Below are 19620 nucleotides of genomic sequence, written 5' to 3'. Positions count from 1 at the left end.
CCGGTCAGACCCTGGTGACCGAGGAGACGGGCATCATCCCGACCGGGTCGTAGCGCACGGGGGCGCCGGGGTAGGGCGCGTGGATCACCTGGCCGTTGCCCACGTACATGCCGACGTGGCTGGCGTCGGAGCGGTAGACGACCAGGTCGCCGGGGCGGGCCTGGGAGAGCGGCACCTGCCGTCCGGCGTACCGCTGGGCCTGCGAGGTGCGCGGGAGGGCGATGCCGGCCTGCGCGTACGACCACTGCATCAGGCCCGAACAGTCGAAGCCGTTGGGGCCGTTGGCGCCCCAGACGTACGGCTTGCCCAGGGCGGAGCGGGCGGCGGCGAGGGCGGCTCCGGCGCGGCCGGAGACCGGTTCGGCGTCGCCGGGGGCGGGCAGGCCGGCGCGTCCCGAGCGGGTGGCCCGGTCGTAGGCGGCGCGGGCCTCGTCCGGGAGGGAGTTCAGCAGCCGCCGGGCCTCGGCGAGTTTGCGCTCGACGGTCTTCTTGTGGTGGGCGACGGCCTTGCGGCTGCGTTCCAGGTCGCCGAGCTTGCGGGCGGTCTCGGCGCGGTCCTGGGCCAGGGTGCGCAGGGCCTCCTGGAGGGTGCGCAGTTCGCCGGCCCGGCGGGTGCCGATGCGGTCCAGGACGGAGGCCTTGTCGAGGTAGTCCTCGGGGTCCTCGGAGAGCAGCAGCTCCAGGGACGGGTCGAGGCCGCCGGAGCGGTACTGGGCGCCGGCCATCGAACCGAGGGCGTCGCGCAGGGTGTTGACGCGTTCCTGCTGCCGGGCGAGACCGTCCTGGGCGGTGCGGACCTGCCGGCGCAGGGTGTCGGCGCGTTCGTCGGCCTCGTTGTACGCCTCGGTGGCCTTCTCGGCCTCCTCGTAGAGCCGGTCCACCTCGGCCCGGGCGTCGTCGTGCGGTGCGGCGGCGGCCGGTACGGCGCCCAGGACGGCGGCGGCCGCGGAGAGCAGCCCGACGGCGACGGTGGTGCTCCGGTCGGACCCGGAGGACGGTGCAAGGCGGCGGTGGGACCCCACGGGAAGCCGCGCTCCTTCCGCTGGCGGACGGGGAAACGCGGCAGACAGTAACCCCGCGGCGGTGGGCGGGCCAACGACCCCGGCGGGCACGCACGGTGACGCCCCGCCGCTGACGCAGGTCACAGGCGGGGCGTGGGCCGCACGGCGACGGCGGGATTCCCCCGAACGGGGGCACCTCGTCCCGGTGTCACACCGGGCGCGGCGGCGCCGGGCGGTGGTGGTGCGGAGCGGTCCGGGTCAGACGCGGACGCCGAACATGAACGGGCCGCCGATGGTGTTCATCGACTCGTAGCGCACGACGGTGCCGGTGCGGGGGGCGTGGATGATCTGGCCGTTGCCCGCGTAGAGGCCCACGTGGTGCAGGTCGTTGAAGAAGAAGACCAGGTCGCCGACCTTGAGGTCGCCGACCGAGTAGATCTTGGTGCCGGCCCCGGTCTGCGCCTCGGAGGTGCGCGGGATGCCGACGCCGGCCTGGGCGTAGGCCCAGGAGGTCAGGCCCGAGCAGTCGAAGGAGGACGGGCCGGTGGCGCCGTAGACGTACGGGGTGCCCAGCTTGCTCTGGGCGGCGGCGAAGGCGGCGGCGGCGCGGCCGGAGCCGGCCGGGACCTTGACGGAGAGCGCGTCACGCTGGCTGGCGCGGGTGGCGCGGTTCTCCTCGTCGGCGAGCTGTGCCTTCTGCTCGGCGGTGAGGCTGTTGAGCAGCTTCTGCGCGGAGGCCAGCTTGCCCTGGACCTCCTTCTTCTTGTTGCCCAGTTCGGTGCGCGTGGAGGCGAGGTCCTTGAGCTTCTCACTGGCCTCGGAACGCTGCTGGGCGAGCTCGCGCTGCTTCTTCTGGATCTTCTTCAGCGCGTCGACCTGCTGGGTGCTGAGCTGGTCGAGGGTGGACGCCTTGTCGAGGTAGTCGTCCGGATCGGCGGAGAGGAACAGCTGCACCGAGGGGTCGATGCCGCCGCTGCGGTACTGGGCGCTGGCCATCGAACCGAGGCCGTCGCGCAGCTCGTTGAGCTCCTGCTGGCCGCGGGCGACGTTGTCCTGGATGGTGGAGATCTCCTTCTGGAGCTTCTCCTGCTTCTCCTTGGCGCCGTTGTACTTCTCGGTGGCCTGCTCCGCCTGCTCGTAGAGCTTGTCGACCTTGGCCTTCACCTCGTCCTTGCTCGGCTTCTCGCTGGGCGCGGCGTTGGCGGCCTGCGAGCTGAGGACGACGGCTGCGGCGGCAGCGGTGGTGAGCACGGTCACACGTGCGCGGTTCGGCTGCTTGGGACGACGGTGGGACGCCACGGAGGCGAGCTCCTTCTTCCTCCAGCCGCCTACCGACACGCCGGTGGGCGGGGGCCTCCGCCGTCGCCACCCCATGTGAACGATCACCCGAGCGGAGGTTCGAGGCCCGACCCTAGTGATTCTCTTGTGATCAGTTCAAATCCCTGGACCCGAAATCTCCGTCACAGCGTGTTTCTTTGCCATGAACTCACGTGCAGTGATATGGAGCTGACGCTACGTTGCGTGACGATCCCGCCAATTCGGGCAATCGGCGGGTACGTTGCGGTTGGGTCTTAGGGTCCTGATGGGGCGTAGGGCTCCTTAACGTCCGGCGGGCCGTATCCGGCGTCCGGGAGGGCGCTACGCCTTGGAGAACCGCTTCAGGAGCACCGCGGAGGCGACCGGGCGGGCGCCCGCGCGGGCCACCCCGTCGGCGACCTCGCGGTCGGTGGAGACGACGATGACCGGCCGGCCCGGCGGCTCGGCGCGCACCAGCTGGCGGATCAGCTCGTCGGCCGTGACGCCCGGCTTGGAGAACAGCACCCGCACCCCGCGCGGCGGGGCCAGCAGGACCGGCGCGGCCAGTTCGGCCCCGTCGAAGACGCAGGTCACCTCGGCGCCGGTCTGCGCGGCCGTCTGGGCGAGCTGGCCCAGCAGCCGCAACCGCTGCTTCTCCAGCGGCATCTGGGGATAGCCGGTCTTGGTGACGTTGTAGCCGTCGACCACCAGATGCGCCTGCGGCAGCGCCAGCAACTGGTCGAGGATCGCCGGGTCGTCCTCGGACAGCGCGCGGGCGGCGATGTCCTTGGGGGTCATCCGGCCGGGCTCCACGGCGTCCACGGTCTCGGCGGGGCGCACGGACACCGGGGGCAGGGCCAGTTCGCGCCGGAGCCCCTGGGCGGCGTCCAGGACGGTGTCCAGGAGCAGCCGCACCCGCATGTCCTCCACGCTGCGCCCCTCGCGGGCCGCGCGGCGGGCGGCCTCCAGGGCGGCCTCCGTCTCGCCGAGGCGCCCTTTGATCCGCCGGGTCTCGCTCTCGGCGGCCGACACCTGCGCGTGGCTCTCCGCGCGGACCGCCTCCAGCTCGCCCTGCACTTTGCGCAGGGCGGCCTGACCGCGTTTGACGTCGCTGAGCGCGGACCGCAGCTTGCGGTGCAGCGACTCGGCCTCTTTGCGCGCCGCGTCCAGTTCGGAGCGCAGCCGCTCGGTCTCGGCGCGGGTGTGCTCCCGGGCCCGGGCGAGCTCGGCGCGCAGCCGCTCCAGCTCGGCCCGGCTCTCCTCGTCGGCGCGTTCGGCGTCGGCGCGCTGGGCCTCCTCGCCGGCCGCGGCGACCAGCTTCACCCAGCCGGCCGGGCGCAGCACGTAGGCCGCGGCCGCCACGTCCAGGGGGTCGGCGGCCGGGGGCGGGGAGCCGGAGTCCAGGGCGCCGGTCAGTTCCGGCTGTGCCTGCCTGAGCTTCTCCCCGATGCGCTGCCGGAACAGCGGGTCGGTCTCCAGCGCGGAGGCCATCGCGTTCCCGGCGAACTTGACGCGGCGGTTCGGCGTGAACCGCGCGTACTGGCGGAGCTGGGCGGGCAGCTCGGCGACGGTCAGGCCGCCGAAGCCGTCCGAGACGATCTGGACGACCCTCCGGCGCACGCCGTCGGGCAGCGGACGGTCGAGCACCTCAGCGGCGCCGTCCTGCGGCCCCCCGCCCGTGGTCTCCACCATCCGTCACACCTCATCGCCTGTGTGCCACCCCGTGTACGGGGTCACCGTCAGCGGGGCCCTCCCCCTCCGACGACGTCGCTCGAGAGGGAGGGATCCCCTTCGTTCAGGAGCCGGCACCCGGCCTGTCCACCAGTTCCACCTGGTCCACGGCGTTGCACCAGCGGCACCGCACCGACTCGATGGTCTCACTGAGCACCTCGCGCTCCTCGACCTTCGGCTCCCCGGCCAGGTCGAGGTGGACGTACTCGACGACCTTCGAGGAGCGGGTCACGTCGAAGCGCGTGAGGTTGCCGCAGAGGGTGCAGCGCCACCGCGTGGCGGCGGTCGGCAGGGGAACCGTCATCGTGGCTGTTCGCCTTCCTTCCGGTCTCGGGGCGCGCCGGGCACCCCGGTGGGTCAGGGTCGTAACCCTACGGCCTGGCGGGTCCCCGCCGCCCGCCCGTCCACGGCGGCGAGGCGGTCTGCGCCGATGCGTCCCGTTACGTCATGCTCTGTGTCCATGGTCCCCAACTGGAGAGCACCCCTCGCGCGGGCGGTCCGGCGGCCGTCGGCGCCGGTGACCCACACGCTGGTCGTCGTGTGCTGCCTGGTCTTCCTGCTCGGCCCGGCCTCCGGGCTGAACCCGGCCAACGGGACCGGGGAGGAGCTGCTCGCCGTGCAGCGGGCGTTCTTCCGGCGCTGGGGGGTGATCCCCGCAGACCTGTTCGACGGGTCCCTCCGGGCGGCCCTCACCCCGGCCACGGCCCTGTTCGTGCACGGCAGCTGGGTGCACCTGCTGGGCAACATGCTGTTCCTCCACGTCTTCGGCACGATGACCGAACAACGGATGGGCCGCCCGCGCTTCACGCTGTTCTACGTCTGCTGCGGATACCTCGCCCTGCTCGGTTACGCCCTCGCCAACCCCGGCTCCGAGCAGTCCCTGGTGGGGGCCTCGGGCGCGATCTCGGCGGTGCTCGGCGCGTTCCTGTTCCTGTTCCCCCGCGCCCGGGTGACCAGTCTCCTGCCGTTCCTGTTCTTCCTGCCGGTCCGCTTCCCCGCCTGGGTGGTGCTGCCGTTCTGGGCGGCGCTGCAGTGGCTGGGGGCGGGACGGGCGTCCGACGGGCCGGGGGTCGCCTACCTCGCGCACCTGGTGGGCTTCGGGCTGGGCCTCGGCTGCGCGTGGGTCTGCTCGGGCCGGACGACTACAGTGAAGGCGCCCCCTGCTCCGGCCCCCGAGGGAGAGAACCAGCCGTGATCACCGCGATCGTCCTCATCAAGACCAGCGTGGACCGGATCCCCGAGATCGCGGAGCGGATCGCCGCGCTGGACAGCGTCAGCGAGGTCTTCTCGGTCACCGGGACCTACGACCTGATCGCCATGGTCCGGGTCCGGGAGCACGAGGACCTGGCCGAGGTCATCCCCGGCCGGATCAGCAAGATCCCGGGCGTGGAGGGCACGGACACGCACGTGGCGTTCCGTACGTACTCCCAGCACGACCTCGAGGCGGCGTTCGCCATCGGGCTGGACAACTGAGCGACCGCCGGAGGGGACCGCCCGGACGGCCCGGACCGCCCGGACCGGCGCTTCGGGATGCGGCACCGCCGGTCAGGGACGCGGTGCCGGCTCAGGCCGCGGGGGCGTCCGGGACGCAGCGGCCGTCCACCGTGCGGTAGGTCCAGCGCGCCCCGTCCCGGACGAGTTCCTTGACCGCGCGCACGAACCGCTCCACGTGCTCGTCCGGGGTGCCCGCCCCGAGGCTGACCCGGACCGCGTTCAGGGCCCGCTCCCCGGGCGCGGCGTCCGGGGCACCGCACTCGCCCCGGTGCCCCGCCGCGCCGCCCAGCAGCCTGCGGACCAGCGGGTGGGCGCAGAACAGGCCGTCCCGTACGCCGATGCCGTACTCGGCGGACAGCGCGGCGGCGACGTGGGAGCTGTTCCAGCCCTCGACGACGAAGGAGAGCACGCCGACCCGCGGGGCGTCGTCCCCGAACAGGGACAGCCACCGCACCTCGGGCACGTCCGCGAGCCCCTCGCGCACCCGGCGGATCAGCCGCCGCTCACGGGCGACGAGGGTGTCGAACCCGGCCTCGGTGAGCGTCCGGCACGCCGAGGCGAGGGCGTGCACGCCGATGACGTTCGGCGAACCCGCCTCGTGGCGGGCGGCGTCGGTGTGCCACTCCACCTCCACTCCCCCGTCCGCGCGGCGGCCGACCCGACGGCTGGCGCCGCCGCCCGCGAGGTAGGGCTCGGCCGTGCGCAGCCAGTCGGCCCGGCCGGCCAGCACCCCGGAGCCGAAGGGGGCGTACAGCTTGTGGCCGGAGAGGGCCACCCAGTCGACGTCCAGGTCCCGCACGCTCACCGGGTGGTGCGGGGCCAGCTGGGCGGCGTCCAGGACGATCCGGGCGCCGTGCGCGTGGGCGGCGGCCGCCAGTTCGCGCACCGGCCACAGCTCGCCGGTGACGTTGGAGGCGCCGGTGACGCACACCAGCGCGGGCCCGTACGGCTCGCGGTCGGCGAGGGCGCGCTCCAGGGTCTCGACGGCCTGCCGCGGGCTGTCCGGCGCGTCGAGGACGGTCACGTCGCGTCGGCGCCAGGGCAGCAGGGCCGCGTGGTGCTCGGTCTCGAAGACGAAGACCCGGCAGTCCTCGGGCAGGGCGGAGGCGAGGAGATTGAGGGAGTCGGTGGTGGACCGGGTGAACACCACCTGGTCGCCGGACCGGCAGCCGAGGAAGTCGGCGACGGTCCGGCGGGCGTTCTCGAACAGGTCGGTGGAGAGCTGGGACAGGTACCCGGCGCCCCGGTGGACGCTGCCGTAGTACGGCGCGTAGGCGGCCACGTCGTCCCAGACCCGCTGGAGGGCAGGCGCGCTGGCGGCCTGGTCGAGCGCCGCGTAGGTCACCTCCCCGCCGGTGACGAGCGGAACGGTGACGTCCCGGCCGAGGACGGGCAGCGGGGCGCGGACGGCCGGGTCGGTGTCGGCGGCGACGGCGGTGGCGGTGGCGGTCGTGGAGGGGGCGGCGGTGGCAACGGACATGGCGAACTCCCGTACGCGGCAGGCGGATCCCCCGGGCGAGCGACGACGGCTCGAGCCCGGTGGTGAGGGGGAAAGAAGGGATGCGGAGGCGGGGCTCTGTGGCCCTAGCTCATTCGCTTGCACATGTCCGGCTCCTCGACGACCAGGACCCCTGGCTCGCGAGGGGTCCGCGCTTGCCGGGGACCTTGCTGTCCACGGCCTGGTCCTCACCCGGGGCACCCCGCCACGGACGGAGGGTTGCCGGACAGCCGGCCGGGGCCTGATGGCTGTCGCTCATGACCTGCACAGGAACGTACGGGAAGAAAACGGGGTCCCGCAACCCGGTTCCGGATCGCGGGACCCCCGAGAACGGGTGCGTCATGCGTTGCTGACGGCCACCCACCGGTCCAGGACGCGCCGGGCGGCCCCCGAGTCGATCGACTCGGCCGCCCGCTCCATGCCGGCGCGGATCTGCTCCGCGAGGGTGGCCGTGCCGGGCTCCAGCGCCACCAGCGCCGCCGCCGAGTTCAGCAGGACGGCGTCGCGCACCGGGCCGCGTTCGCCGTCCAGCAGCCGCCGGGCGACCTCCGCGTTGTAGGAGGCGTCGGCGCCGCGCAGCGCCGTCACGTCCACGAGGTCGAGGCCCACGTCGCGCGGGTCGAAGACCTCCTCGGTCACCGATCCGTCCCGGACCACCCAGACGTGGGACGTGCCGGTGGTGGTCAGCTCGTCCAGGCCGTCGTCGCCGCGGAACACCAGCGAGGAGTGCCCGCGTCCGGCGAACACGCCGGCCATGATGGGCGCCATCCGCGGGTCGGCGACCCCGACCGCCTGCGCCTTCACCCGGGCCGGGTTGGCGAGGGGGCCCAGGAAGTTGAACACGGTGCGGATGCCCAGCTGGCCGCGGGCGGCCGCCACGTGGCGCAGCGCGGGGTGGAACTTCACCGCGAAGCAGAAGGTGATCCCGGCTTCCTCGGCGACCTCGGCGACCCGCCGCGGGGTCAGTTCCAGGTTGACGCCGAGCTTCTCCAGCACGTCGGACGCGCCGGACGCGGAGGAGGCGGCCCGGTTGCCGTGCTTGACGACCTTCGCCCCCGTGCCGGCGACGACGATCGAGGACATGGTGGAGATATTGACCGTCTTGGCGCCGTCCCCGCCGGTGCCGACGATGTCGACCGTGGCGCCCGGCACCTCGATCACGTTGGCGTGGTCGTACAGGGCGCGGACGCAGCCGGAGATCTCCTCGACGGTCTCGCCCTTGGCGCGCAGGGACACCGCGAAGCCGGCGATCTGGGCGTCGGTGGCCTCCCCGCGCATGATCAGGTCCATCGCCCAGGCGGTGTCGTCGGCCGACAGGTCACGGCCCTCCAGCAGACCGTTCAGCAGGGCGGGCCAGGAGCGGCCCGCCGCGGTGTCGCCTCCAGCGGGGGTCACAGCGCTCATCAGCCGCTCCTGTGGTCGTCACACGCTTTTCCGCCCCCACCCTATCCAGCCCCGGACACGGCGAAGGCCCCCGTCCGCGGACCGGACGGGGGCCTTCGACCGTGGTGTGGCGACGCTTCGCTCAGCGGTGGAGGGGATCAGTGGTGGCCGTGGCCGCTGGTGATCTCCTTGTACTCCTCGGCGGTCGGCTTCGGAATCTGCGACTCCTGGCCGTAGTACGCCTTGCTGAGCTTGGCGCGCAGCTTCTCGGTGGCCTTGACCTTGCGCTCGACGCCGTTCTCGTCGACCGTCGGGCCGATCTCCGCCGGCTTGTACTGCTCGTGCGCCGTGAGCGTGTGGAGCTGCTCCTGGCTGAGCGGCTCGTGCACCTCGATGAACTCACCGTGCGGCAGGCGCTTGATGATGCCCGCCTCGCGGCCGTGCAGCACCTTGTCCTTGTCGCGGCGCTGGAGGCCGAGGCAGATCCGCTTGGTGACGATGAACGCCACCACCGGGCCGACGAAGAACCCGATGCGCACGAACCAGGTGACCGCGTTGATCGACAGGTGGAAGTGCGTGGCGACGATGTCGTTGCCACCGCCCACCAGCATGATCAGGTACGCGGTGATCCAGGCGACGCCGAGCCCGGTCCGGGTCGGGGCGTTGCGCGGGCGGTCCAGGATGTGGTGCTCGCGCTTGTCGCCGGTGATCCAGGACTCGATGAACGGGTAGAGCGCCAGGACCCCGAGGAACAGACCGAACAGGACCAGCGGGACGAAGACGCCCAGGACCAGCGTGTGGCCCCAGAAGTTGATCTCCCAGCCCGGCATGGCGCGGACCAGACCCTCGGCGAAGCCCATGTACCAGTCCGGCTGGGCGCCCGTCGAGACGAGGTCCGGCCGGTACGGGCCCAGGTTCCAGATCGGGTTGATGGTGACCAGGCCGGCGATCAGCGAGATGAAGCCGAAGACCAGGAAGAAGAAGCCTCCCGCCTTGGCCATGTACACCGGCAGCAGCGGCATGCCGACGACGTTCTTGTTGGTCCGGCCGGGACCCGCGAACTGCGTGTGCTTGTGGTAGAAGACCAGGATCAGGTGGGCGACCACCAGACCCAGCATGATGCCCGGCAGCAGCAGGATGTGGATCGAGTAGAACCGGGCGACGAAGTCCGTCCCCGGGAACTCCCCGCCGAACAGGAACATCGAGATGTACGTGCCGACGATCGGCACGGACAGGATCGCGCCCTGCGTGAAGCGGACACCCGTACCGGACAGCAGGTCGTCCGGGAGCGAGTAGCCGGTGAAGCCGGTGAACATGCCCAGCACGAACAGCAGGAAGCCGAACAGCCAGTTGATCTCACGCGGCTTGCGGAACGCGCCCGTGAAGAAGACGCGCATCATGTGCACGAACATGCCGGCCAGGAAGATGACCGCTGCCCAGTGGTGGATCTGCCGGATGAGCAGGCCACCGCGCACGTCGAAGCTGATGTCGAGGGTCGAGGCGTAGGCCTGCGACATCAGCTGACCCTGCATCGGGACGTAGCTGCCGTGGTACTCCACCTCGGCCATCGACGGGTGGAAGAACAGCGTCAGGTACACACCCGTGAGGATGATGATGATGAAGCTGTAGAGGCAGATCTCACCGAGCATGAAGGACCAGTGGTCCGGGAAGATCTTCCGCATGTTGGCCTTGGCCAGGGAGTAGATCCCCAGCCGGCCGTCGGCCCAGTCGGCGACGCGCTCGCCGGCCGGTGCCTTCCCGCGAGAGCGGGAGTCGGTGGTCGTCGTGGTGCTCATCCGCGCTCCCAGAATGAAGGGCCGACGGGCTCGTCGAAGTCGCTCTGCGCTTCGAGGTAACCCTCGTCGTTCACGCCGATGCGCAGCTGCGGCAGCGCGTGACCGGCGGGACCGAAGATCACCTTGGCGCCGTCGGAGAGATCGAAGGTGGACTGGTGGCAGGGGCACAGCGCGTGGTGCGTCTGCTGCTCGTACAGCGAGATCGGGCAACCGACGTGGGTGCAGATCTTCGAGTACGCGAGGATCCCCTCGTGCGACCACTCCAGAGAGCGCTTGTCCTTGATGTTCTCCGGCTGGATCCGGACGAGCATCAGCGCGGCCTTGGCGATCTCGTTCTGGAACCCGTGCTCGTGCGGGTCCAGGCCCTCGGGCTGGGCGAAGGTGAGCGAGCCGACGATGATGTCCGAGGGACGCAGCGGCTCGTTGGTGTTCTGGTTGATGAGCAGCTTGCCCTTCGACCAGGCGGTGTGGCGCAGCTTGTCCTCGGGCAGCGGGCCGAGGTCGCGCAGCAGCACGACACCGGACAGCGGCACCAGGGTCAGCGCACCGAACATCGTGTTGCGGATGAGCTTGCGGCGCCCGATGGCCGACTCCTTGGCGCCCTGCCGGAAGTCGTCCATGACCTTGGCCTTGACGTCCGGCGCGGCCTGGATCGGGTGCCGTTCGTCGGTGAGCTCGACGTCCGACATCAGGGTGCGGGCCCAGTGCACGGCGCCGGCGCCGATGGCGAACAGCGCGATGCCCAGCGTCACACCGAGCGCGAGGTTCAGCGCGCTGATGTGGCCCAGCGTCCAGATGTAGACGATCTTGTCGACCGGGATCGCCACGAAGGCGACGATGAAGCCGATGGTCGCCAGCATCGACACCGTGAACATCAGGGCCACCGTGCGCTCGGACCGCTTGGCGGCCCGCTCGTCGATGTCCTGGATCCGGTGCTCGTGGGGCGGCAGCCCCGGGTCGGCGAACGGGTCCTTCTGGTCCGCGACGCCGACGGTGCCGTGAGCGGTGTCCTGCGCGGTGGGCAGGTTCTCTTCGGGAATGTCTTGGCTACTCATGACTTCTTGGCCTTTGCGGTCCGAGCGGCGACCCACACAGCGACGGCGATCAGCCCGCCGAGGCCGAAGACCCAGCCGAAGAGGCCTTCGGCGACCGGGCCCAGCGAGCCCAGCGCGAGGCCGCCCGGGCTCTCGGAGTCGTCGCTGTTGACCTCCTGGAGGTACGCGATGATGTCCTTCTTGTTCTGCACCGTCAGCACGCTGTCGGGGAACGAAGGCATGTTCTGCGGGCCGGTGAGCATGGCCTGGTACACGTGCTTCGGATCGACGTCCTCGAGGTCCGGAGCGTACTTGCCGTGCGTCAGGGCGCCACCCTTACCGGTGAAGTTGTGGCACTGCGCGCAGTTGGTACGGAACAGTTCACCGCCCTTGGCGATGTCGGCGCCCTGAGGGCCGTACTCCTCCTCCGTCGGAACGGCGGGGCCGGCGCCCAGCGAGGCCACGTAGGCGGCCAGCTGGTCGATCTCGGCCTGGCTGTACACCGCCGGCTTGCGCGGCGCCTGAGCGCTCTGCGAGGTGGCGGCCGGCATGCGGCCGGTGGCCACCTGGAAGTCCACGGCCGCGGCGCCCACGCCCACCAGGCTCGGCCCGTCGGAGGTCCCCTGACCGCCGGTGCCGTGGCAGCTGGCGCAGCCGACCGCGTAGAGCTTCTTTCCCTCCTCGATGGTGAGGGACTGGGCGGTTTCTTCGGCCTGCGCCTTGTCCGCGGGTGCGAACACGGCGTACAGCCCCCCGGTGCATGCCAGCGCGAGGAGGAGAACCACGAGCGCCGCCAACGGGTGGCGTCGTCGTGCGGAGAGCTTTTTCACGGATTACCCCGGTGTCAGGATCTTCTGCGTCGATGCTTCTGGTTGGTGCGCCACAGGAGCGCGCACGGTGATGGGCCCGGCTACTTGATCATGTAGATCGTGGCGAACAGGCCGATCCAGACGACATCGACGAAGTGCCAGTAATAGGACACGACGATGGCGGCTGTGGCCTGATCGTGGGTGAACCTCCGGGCGGCGTAGGTCCGGCCCAGGACCAGCAGGAAGGCGATGAGACCGCCTGTCACGTGCAGGCCGTGGAAGCCGGTGGTCAGGTAGAACACCGAGCCGTACGGGTCGGAGCTGAGGGACAGGCCCTCGTGCTTGACCAGCTCGGTGTACTCGACGATCTGACCGCCGATGAAGACCGATCCCATGATGAAGGTGACGATGAACCACATCCGGAGCTTCTTCACGTCACCGCGCTCGGCGGCGAAGACGCCGAGCTGGCAGGTGAGCGAGGAGAGCACCAGGATCGTGGTGTTCGTCGCCGCGAACGGGAAGTTCAGCGTGTCGGCCTTCTCCGACCAGAAGTCTGGTCCGGTCACCGATCGCAGGGTGAAGTACATCGCGAAGAGGGCCGCGAAGAACATCAGCTCGGAACTCAGCCAGATGATGGTTCCGACGCTGGTGAGGTTCGGTCGGTTGACCGACGGGTGCGCGTGCCCGGTATCTACTGTCGTTGCTGTCGCCACGCCGACATTATGTCGGTCGCTTATCCCGCCCTCACCCCGGGGGGTGCCGTTCGGAGTGTCCGCCCCTCCTGGACTGCCCGGATGGCCCATCGAAGCCCTGTCCGAACCGGTGTTGACGAGCGTGCGGAAGGGGTAGCATCCGCGCCATCGGGGACCCGACGTCCCCGACGAGGCTGCCCTCTCTCGGAGTGTGGAGGAACCATGCAGGCGACCGCCACCGTGCTGGTCTACAGCGACAACGCCAACACGCGGGAGCAGGTGCGCCTCGCCACCGGCCGGCGGCCCGCTCCGGACGTGCCCGTCGTGGAGTTCGTCGAGTGCGCGACCCAGGCGGCCGTCATCAAGGAGCTGGAGCGCGGCGGCATCGACGTCTGCGTGTTCGACGGTGAGGCCACGCCCATCGGCGGCATGGGGCTGTCCAAGCAGATCAAGGACGAGATCTTCAACAGCCCGCCCGTGCTGCTGCTCATCGGACGGCCCCAGGACGCCTGGCTGGCCACCTGGAGCCGTGCGGAGGCCGCTGTGACGCTGCCGGTGGAGCCGGTGGAGTTCGCCTCGGCCCTGGCCTCCCTGCTGCGCCAGAAGCGGCTGCAGAGCGCCTAGGACGGCCGCGGGGCCCTCGCCCGGGCTTTCCCCCGCGGCCGGGCCTCAGACCGACTGGGGGCGCAGCCGGGCCTGTTCCTGCGGTCCGGCGGACTCCGGGTTGCCGGTGACCAGGGCGCTGCCCTCGCGCCACTGGGCCCAGGTGAGGTTCCAGTCGCCGAAGCCGTTGCCGAAGGGCTCCATGGTGTCGCCGTCGGAGTTCACGACCTCGACCAGGTCGCCCTCCCGCACGGTCTCGAAGAACCACTGCGCGTTGCCGGTGCTCATGCCCACGCAGCCGTGGCTGACGTTGGCGTAGCCCTGGGAGCCGACGGACCAGGGGGCGGCGTGCACGTACTCGCCGCTCCAGGTGACGCGGGTGGCGAAGCTGACGTTCAGGTCGTAGGACTCGGAGGAGCCCTCGGCGATGCCGACGGTGCTGCTGCGCATGCGCACGGAGCGTTCCTTGGCGAGGACCACCTTGACGCCGTTGCGGGTCTCGAAGCCCGGCTTGCCGGTGGTGACGGGGATCGACTTGACCGCCTCGCCGTTCTTGTAGACCGTCAGCCGGTGCGCGGCGGCGTCGGTCACGGCTATGACGCGGTCGCCGGTGCCGAAGGTCAGCGGCTCGGCCCTGCCGCCGCGCAGGCGGTCGTTGACCTTGATGCCCTCCAGGGTGCTGCGGACCCGGACGGTGGCGTTGGCGGGCCAGTAGTCCTTGGGCCGGTAGTGGAGCTTCTTGTCGTCCACCCAGTGCCAGGCGCCGCTCACCGCGGGCGTGGACTCGACCTTGAGGGCGCGTTCGACCACGGCCCGCTGGGCGGGGTCCTGGACGGGCGCGTCGAGTTCCGCGGTGACGGGCTGGCCGACGCCGTAGGTGCCGGCCTCGGGCCCGAAGGCGACCCCGAGGCGCTTGGTCGTGGAGGGCTTGCCGGTGGTGAAGGTGAGGACCTTGCGGCCGGGGGCCCCGTCCCCGTCCTCCGTGCTCACCCGCACCGTGTAGGCGGAGTCGGCGGCCAGCGGCGAGGTGCTGTGCCAGCGGCTGCCGTCGGCGGCGAGTTCGCCCGCCAGGTAGCGGCCGGAGGCGTCGACGGCGGTGACGTCCGTGATGCGCCCGTCGGAGTCCTCGGCGACGATCTCCAGCGGCTTGTCGGGGTCGGCCGGCCGGTCGTCACCGGTGGGGCCGTTGAAGGAGATCTGGTCCGCGGCGTCGTAGGGCTCGGCGGACAGCGGGTTGCCGTCGGAGGAGCAGCCGGTGACGCCCGCACCGAGTGCGATCACCAGCAGCGTGCAGCCGACGACGGTGCGGATGCGCGGGTCGTTTCTCATGACCTCACGCTAGGGAGCCGCGTCAACCGTGGCGCGCTGGGCGACTCGATCGAGTGAACGGGATTGCGGCAGACGCAGGGGCCCGGACGCTCCTGACGGAGTGTCCGGGCCCCTGGGTGTCTCGGGCGTGGTACGGGACCTACTGGGTGCGGTTCTCACCGCGGTAGTACTCGAAGGTCCAGCCCCAGATGCCCGCCGCGATCAGCGGGATGGAGAAGTACATCAGCCACCAGCCCACGGCGATGGCCGTGAAGGCGAAGGCACCGCCGAGCGCCAGGAACAGCGGCTGCCAGCTGTGCGGGCTGAAGAACCCGACCTCGCCGGCGTCGTCCGCGACGTCCGCCTCCTTGTTGTCCTGGGCGCCGACGTCGACCCGCTTGGCCGTGAAGCCGAGGTAGAAGCCGATCATGACGGCCAGGCCGAAGGCCAGGAAGAGGGCTGTGGTGCCGACCGCTTCCTTGGACCACACACCGTAGACGACCGCCACGATGAGCAGGAAGACGCTCAGCCACATGAACATCTTGCCCTGGATCTTCACTTGCCGGCCTCCTTGCCGCCGGAGAGGGCCTTCTCTCCGTGACCGACGTTCTCGAGCTCGTCGAGGGCGGCGATCTCCGGGTGGTGCAGGTCGAAGGCCGGGGATTCACTGCGGATGCGCGGCAGTGTGAGGAAGTTGTGCCGCGGCGGCGGGCAGGACGTCGCCCACTCCAGGGAGCGGCCGTAACCCCACGGGTCGTCGACACCGACCGGCTTGCCGTACTTGGCCGTCTTCCAGACGTTGTAGAAGAACGGCAGCAGCGACATGCCGAGCAGGAACGAGGCGATCGTGGAGACCGTGTTCAGGGCGGTGAAGCCGTCGGCCGCCAGGTAGTCCGAGTACCGGCGCGGCATGCCCTCGGCACCCAGCCAGTGCTGGACGAGGAAGGTGCCGTGGAAGCCGATGAACAGCGTCCAGAAGGTGATCTTGCCGAGCCGCTCGTCGAGCATCTTGCCGGTGAACTTCGGCCACCAGAAGTGGAAGCCGGCGAACATCGCGAACACCACGGTGCCGAACACCACGTAGTGGAAGTGCGCCACCACGAAGTAGGAGTCCGTCACGTGGAAGTCCAGCGGCGGCGACGCCAGGATGACGCCGGTCAGACCACCGAAGAGGAAGGTGACCAGGAAGCCCAGCGACCACAGCATCGGCGTCTCGAAGCTCAGCGAGCCCCGCCACATGGTGCCGACCCAGTTGAAGAACTTCACACCGGTCGGGACCGCGATCAGGAAGGTCATGAAGGAGAAGAACGGGAGCAGCACGCCGCCCGTGGCGTACATGTGGTGCGCCCACACCGTCACCGACAGACCGGCGATGGCGATCGTCGCGCCGACCAGACCCATGTAGCCGAAGATCGGCTTGCGGGAGAAGACCGGGACGATCTCACTGACGATGCCGAAGAACGGCAGCGCGATGATGTACACCTCGGGGTGACCGAAGAACCAGAACAGGTGCTGCCACAGCAGCGCCCCGCCGTTGGTCGGGTCGAAGATGTGCGCCCCGAACTTCCGGTCCACCTCCAGCGCGAGCAGTGCCGCCGCCAGCACCGGGAAGGCGAGCAGGACCAGGACACCGGTCAGCAGCACGTTCCAGGTGAAGATCGGCAGCCGGAACATGGTGAGTCCCGGTGCGCGCATGCAGATGATCGTGGTGATGAAGTTGACCGAGCCGAGGATGGTGCCGAAGCCCTGGAAGGCCAGGCCCATGATCCACAGGTCGGAGCCCATGCCGGGCGAGCGGATCGCGTCCGAGAGCGGGGCGTAGCCGGTCCAGCCGAAGCTGGCGGCGCCGTCCGGCGTGAGGAAGCCGGCGAGCGCGATCAGCGAGCCGAACAGGTAGAGCCAGTAGGCGAACATGTTCAGCCGCGGGAACGCCACGTCGGGCGCGCCGATCTGCAGCGGCATGATCCAGTTCGCGAAGCCGACGAACAGCGGGGTGGCGAACATCAGCAGCATGAGCGTGCCATGCATGGTGAACGCCTGGTTGAACTGCTCGTTCGACAGGATCTGCAGGCCCGGACGGGCCAGCTCGGCGCGCATGACCAGCGCCATGATGCCGCCGATGACGAAGAAGATGAACGACGTCGTCAGGTACATCGTGCCGATGGTCTTGTGGTCGGTGGTCGTCAGCCACTTCACCACGATGCTGCCCGGCCGCTTGGCGCGGACCGGCAGTTCGCTCTCGTAGGAGCCCTCGGCCGCCGTGACGCCCTGGGGTTCGTTGATGATGCTCACAGGACGTTCACCTCCCGGTTCTTCTCGGGACCCGACTGCTCGATGCCCGCGGGCACATAACCGGTCTGCCCCTTCTTGACGAGGTCGTTGAGGTGCTGTTCGTAGCGCTCGGGCGAGACGACCTTCACGTTGAACAGCATCCGGGCGTGGTCCACACCGCACAGCTCGGCGCACTTGCCGAGGAAGGTGCCCTCACGGCTGGGGGTCACCTCGAAGGCGTTGGTGTGGCCCGGGATGACGTCCTGCTTCATCAGGAACGGCACCACCCAGAAGGAGTGGATGACATCCCGCGACGTCAGGATGAAGCGCACCCGCTTGCCCTCGGGCAGCCACATGGTGGGGCCCGGGTTGTTGTTCTGCGGGTTCCTCGTCGAGGGGGTACCGCAGTCGTGGACACCGCCGGCGTCGGCCGGGAAGGCGTCCCTGTAGCGGTCCGGGATCGCGTCCAGTTCCTTGGCGCTCTTGGCGTCGCCGGTGGAACCGTCCACGTTCTCGACGTAGTTGAAGCACCAGCTCCACTGGAAGCCGACCACGTTGACCGTGACGTCGGGCTTGCTTTCGAGCTTCATCAGCTCGGATTCGTCACGGGCCGTGAAGTAGAACAGCACCGAGACGATGAGGAGGGGGACCACCGTGTACAGCGCCTCGAGAGGCATGTTGTACCGGGTCTGCGGAGGGACCTCCACCTTGGTGCGGCTGCGCCTGTGGAAGAAAGCACTCCACAGGATCAGACCCCACACCAGAACGCCCACGGCGAGCGCGGCCGCCCACGAGCCCTGCCACAGGGAGAGGATCAGGGGAGCCTCTTCCGTGGTCGGGGTGGGCATACCAAGGCGGGGGAAGTCCTCCCATGTGCAACCGGTGGCGGTCGCCAGGACCAGGCCCGCGGTCAGTGCCTGCAGCAGCTTCCGCCGCATCGGGCGCCGCGGCTTGGGGGTACCGCCCACGCCCTTCAGGCGGTGGGGGAGGTCGGAGCCGTTGGGACTCACGTAGCGCCTTCCCGAGAGTCTCGCCCGCGCTGTACGGCTGCGGCCTGGCCTTCTCGCTGGTCGGTCGCCGCCCTGCGTCGGGCAGGGGTTTGGATGTTTATGCGGACCAAACCCTAGCCGACGCCCTTCGGGGGGTCGCGGGGAGGGTGGCATACGCGCCGGGGGTCACCCTGAACGGGTGGGACGAGCCGCCTGCCGGGGCCCGTTCACAAGGCCGGACGGGGCCCGGCCGGGTCGATCCTACGACGCCCCGCGCTGCCGGGAGAGCCCCGCACGCTCTACCGTTGCCGTGTGGGTTACTTCGACGCCGCTTCCGCCGCTCCCCTCCATCCCGTGGCCCGTCAGGCGCTGTTGGCCTCCCTCGACGAGGGGTGGGCCGACCCCGCCCGGCTGTACCGGGAGGGGCGGCGGGCGCGGATGCTGCTCGACGCGGCCCGCGAGGCGGCGGCGGAGGCCGTGGGGTGCCGTCCCGACGAACTGACGTTCACCTCCTCCGGCACCCGGGCCGTGCACTCCGGCATGGCGGGCGCGCTGGCCGGGCGGCGGCGGACCGGCCGTCACCTGATCGTGTCGGCGGTCGAACACTCTTCGGTGCTGCACGCGGCGGACGTTCACCGGACCGGCGGCGGCGAGGTCACCGAGGTGGCGGTGGACCGCACCGGGGCCGTCGACGCCTCGGCCTACGCCGCCGCGCTGCGTCCGGACACCGCGCTGGCCTGTCTGCAGTCCGCCAACCACGAGGTGGGGACCGAGCAGCCGGTGGCCGAGGTGGCCGGGCACTGCCGGGCGGCGGGCGTCCCGCTGCTGGTGGACGCCGCCCAGTCGCTGGGCTGGGGTCCGGCGCCGGAGGGCTGGTCGCTGCTGGCGGCGAGCGCCCACAAGTGGGGCGGGCCGCCCGGGGTGGGCCTGCTCGCGGTGCGCAAGGGGGTGCGCTTCGCGCCCCAGGGTCCCGCGGACGAGCGGGAGTCGGGGCGGGCCGCCGGCTTCGAGAACATCCCGGCGATCGTGGCCGCGGCGGCCTCGCTGCGGGCGGTGCGGGCGGAGGCGGCCCAGGAGGCGGCGCGGCTGCGGGAGCTGACGGACCGGATCCGGGAACGGGTGCCGCGGCTGGTGCCGGACGCCGAGGTGGTGGGCGATGCGGAACGGCGGCTGCCCGGGATCGTCACCTTCTCCTGTCTCTACGTCGACGGGGAGACGGTGCTGCACGAGCTGGACCGTGCCGGTTTCTCCGTCTCGTCCGGTTCGTCCTGCACCAGCAGCACCCTGACGCCGAGCCACGTGCTGAAGGCGATGGGGGTGCTCAGCGAGGGCAACGTCCGCGTCTCGCTGCCGCCGGGGACTCCGGCGGAGGACGTCGAGCGGTTCCTGGCCGAGCTGCCCCCGGTGGTGGCCCGGGTGCGGGAGCGGCTGGGCGCCCCGGGCGCCGCCGGCCCCGCCCCGGTGGACGGCGGGGACGACGCGCTGGTGGTGGACGCGCTCGGGCGGCGCTGCCCGATCCCGGTGATCGAGCTCGCCAAGGTGATCGGGGACGTGCCGGTGGGCGGCACCGTCCGGGTGCTGTCCGACGACGAGGCGGCCCGGCTCGACATCCCCGCGTGGTGCGAGATGCGCGGCCAGGAGTTCGTCGGCGAGGAGCCGGCGGACCGGGGCTCGGCCTACGTGGTCCGCCGGCTGTCGTAGCGCCTTCCCGCGGGG

At 70.9% G+C, this 19620-nt stretch carries 18 protein-coding genes and 1 riboswitch; of the genes, 4 read left to right on the top strand and 14 right to left on the bottom strand.

The window, feature by feature from the left end; translation table 11 throughout:
• Nucleotides 1-4: 4 nt before the first annotated feature.
• From ACSU53_RS23060 to ACSU53_RS23045, 4 genes are all read right to left on the bottom strand, one after another.
• Nucleotides 5-1021: an NlpC/P60 family protein gene (locus ACSU53_RS23060; RefSeq protein ID WP_437030561.1), complete on the bottom strand. Its 1017-nt coding sequence runs from the start codon at nucleotides 1019-1021 to the stop codon at nucleotides 5-7.
• 237 nt (nucleotides 1022-1258) lie between these two features.
• Nucleotides 1259-2299 carry an NlpC/P60 family protein gene (locus ACSU53_RS23055; protein WP_437030559.1) on the bottom strand — a complete coding sequence of 347 codons (1041 nt, stop codon included), beginning with the start codon at nucleotides 2297-2299 and terminating at the stop codon, nucleotides 1259-1261.
• Nucleotides 2300-2638: 339 nt separating this feature from the next.
• Nucleotides 2639-3988, bottom strand: coding sequence for an NYN domain-containing protein (locus ACSU53_RS23050; RefSeq protein WP_437030558.1), 1350 nt, complete (start codon nucleotides 3986-3988; stop codon nucleotides 2639-2641).
• Between the two features lie 103 nt (nucleotides 3989-4091).
• Complete coding sequence (locus tag ACSU53_RS23045; RefSeq protein ID WP_164333726.1) at nucleotides 4092-4331, bottom strand: hypothetical protein; 240 nt, start codon at nucleotides 4329-4331, stop codon at nucleotides 4092-4094.
• Between the two features lie 156 nt (nucleotides 4332-4487).
• Between ACSU53_RS23045 and ACSU53_RS23040 the strand changes: the two genes are divergently transcribed.
• The gene (locus ACSU53_RS23040) at nucleotides 4488-5222 is read left to right on the top strand and encodes a rhomboid family intramembrane serine protease (protein ID WP_437030556.1); all 735 of its coding nucleotides are present in this window, start codon (nucleotides 4488-4490) and stop codon (nucleotides 5220-5222) included.
• Nucleotides 5219-5500 carry an Lrp/AsnC family transcriptional regulator gene (locus ACSU53_RS23035; protein WP_190095628.1) on the top strand — a complete coding sequence of 94 codons (282 nt, stop codon included), beginning with the start codon at nucleotides 5219-5221 and terminating at the stop codon, nucleotides 5498-5500. Before ACSU53_RS23040 ends, ACSU53_RS23035 begins: the two co-directional genes overlap by 4 nt.
• 91 nt (nucleotides 5501-5591) lie before the next feature.
• Here ACSU53_RS23035 and ACSU53_RS23030 read toward each other — a convergent pair whose 3' ends face one another.
• The 6 genes from ACSU53_RS23030 to ctaE form a co-directional block, all read right to left on the bottom strand.
• Complete coding sequence (locus ACSU53_RS23030; RefSeq protein ID WP_437030554.1) at nucleotides 5592-7001, bottom strand: aminotransferase class V-fold PLP-dependent enzyme; 1410 nt, start codon at nucleotides 6999-7001, stop codon at nucleotides 5592-5594.
• Nucleotides 7002-7165: 164 nt separating this feature from the next.
• A riboswitch (SAM riboswitch) is annotated at nucleotides 7166-7282 on the bottom strand.
• Nucleotides 7283-7358: 76 nt separating this feature from the next.
• Nucleotides 7359-8423: an anthranilate phosphoribosyltransferase gene (gene trpD, locus ACSU53_RS23025; protein ID WP_437030552.1), complete on the bottom strand. Its 1065-nt coding sequence runs from the start codon at nucleotides 8421-8423 to the stop codon at nucleotides 7359-7361.
• A 137-nt stretch (nucleotides 8424-8560) separates the two neighbouring features.
• On the bottom strand, nucleotides 8561-10198 hold the full coding sequence (gene qcrB / locus ACSU53_RS23020) for a cytochrome bc1 complex cytochrome b subunit (protein ID WP_437030550.1): 1638 nt from the start codon (nucleotides 10196-10198) through the stop codon (nucleotides 8561-8563).
• Nucleotides 10195-11253, bottom strand: a complete 1059-nt coding sequence (gene qcrA / locus ACSU53_RS23015; RefSeq protein WP_437030548.1) for a cytochrome bc1 complex Rieske iron-sulfur subunit — start codon at nucleotides 11251-11253, stop codon at nucleotides 10195-10197. Before qcrA ends, qcrB begins: the two co-directional genes overlap by 4 nt.
• Entirely contained in the window at nucleotides 11250-12062 is an 813-nt protein-coding gene (qcrC, locus tag ACSU53_RS23010; RefSeq protein ID WP_164338243.1) for a cytochrome bc1 complex diheme cytochrome c subunit, read from the bottom strand. Before qcrC ends, qcrA begins: the two co-directional genes overlap by 4 nt.
• A gap of 80 nt (nucleotides 12063-12142) precedes the next feature.
• Nucleotides 12143-12754, bottom strand: coding sequence for an aa3-type cytochrome oxidase subunit III (gene ctaE / locus ACSU53_RS23005; RefSeq protein WP_362089103.1), 612 nt, complete (start codon nucleotides 12752-12754; stop codon nucleotides 12143-12145).
• A gap of 201 nt (nucleotides 12755-12955) precedes the next feature.
• Between ctaE and ACSU53_RS23000 the strand changes: the two genes are divergently transcribed.
• Nucleotides 12956-13357, top strand: coding sequence for a hypothetical protein (locus tag ACSU53_RS23000; protein WP_362089104.1), 402 nt, complete (start codon nucleotides 12956-12958; stop codon nucleotides 13355-13357).
• A gap of 45 nt (nucleotides 13358-13402) precedes the next feature.
• Here ACSU53_RS23000 and ACSU53_RS22995 read toward each other — a convergent pair whose 3' ends face one another.
• The 4 genes from ACSU53_RS22995 to ctaC all read right to left on the bottom strand — a co-directional run bounded on the left by ACSU53_RS22995 (nucleotide 13403) and on the right by ctaC (nucleotide 17925).
• A complete protein-coding gene (locus ACSU53_RS22995) occupies nucleotides 13403-14665 on the bottom strand; it encodes an Ig-like domain-containing protein (RefSeq protein WP_437030546.1) in 1263 nt (420 codons plus the stop codon).
• 139 nt (nucleotides 14666-14804) lie between these two features.
• Entirely contained in the window at nucleotides 14805-15203 is a 399-nt protein-coding gene (locus ACSU53_RS22990; RefSeq protein ID WP_437030544.1) for a cytochrome c oxidase subunit 4, read from the bottom strand.
• Complete coding sequence (gene ctaD / locus ACSU53_RS22985) at nucleotides 15200-16936, bottom strand: aa3-type cytochrome oxidase subunit I (RefSeq protein WP_437030542.1); 1737 nt, start codon at nucleotides 16934-16936, stop codon at nucleotides 15200-15202. The genes ACSU53_RS22990 and ctaD overlap by 4 nt, the downstream gene beginning before the upstream one ends.
• Complete coding sequence (ctaC, locus tag ACSU53_RS22980) at nucleotides 16933-17925, bottom strand: aa3-type cytochrome oxidase subunit II (protein WP_437030541.1); 993 nt, start codon at nucleotides 17923-17925, stop codon at nucleotides 16933-16935. Before ctaC ends, ctaD begins: the two co-directional genes overlap by 4 nt.
• A gap of 291 nt (nucleotides 17926-18216) precedes the next feature.
• On the opposite strand from ctaC, the gene ACSU53_RS22975 reads away from it, so the two are divergent.
• Nucleotides 18217-19605, top strand: a complete 1389-nt coding sequence (locus ACSU53_RS22975; RefSeq protein WP_437030539.1) for a cysteine desulfurase/sulfurtransferase TusA family protein — start codon at nucleotides 18217-18219, stop codon at nucleotides 19603-19605.
• Nucleotides 19606-19620: the final 15 nt, after the last annotated feature.

It is taken from the genome of Streptomyces sp. enrichment culture (assembly GCF_964273255.1).
Taxonomy (GTDB): domain Bacteria; phylum Actinomycetota; class Actinomycetes; order Streptomycetales; family Streptomycetaceae; genus Streptomyces.
This window is presented reverse-complemented; position numbering and strand designations above follow the sequence as displayed.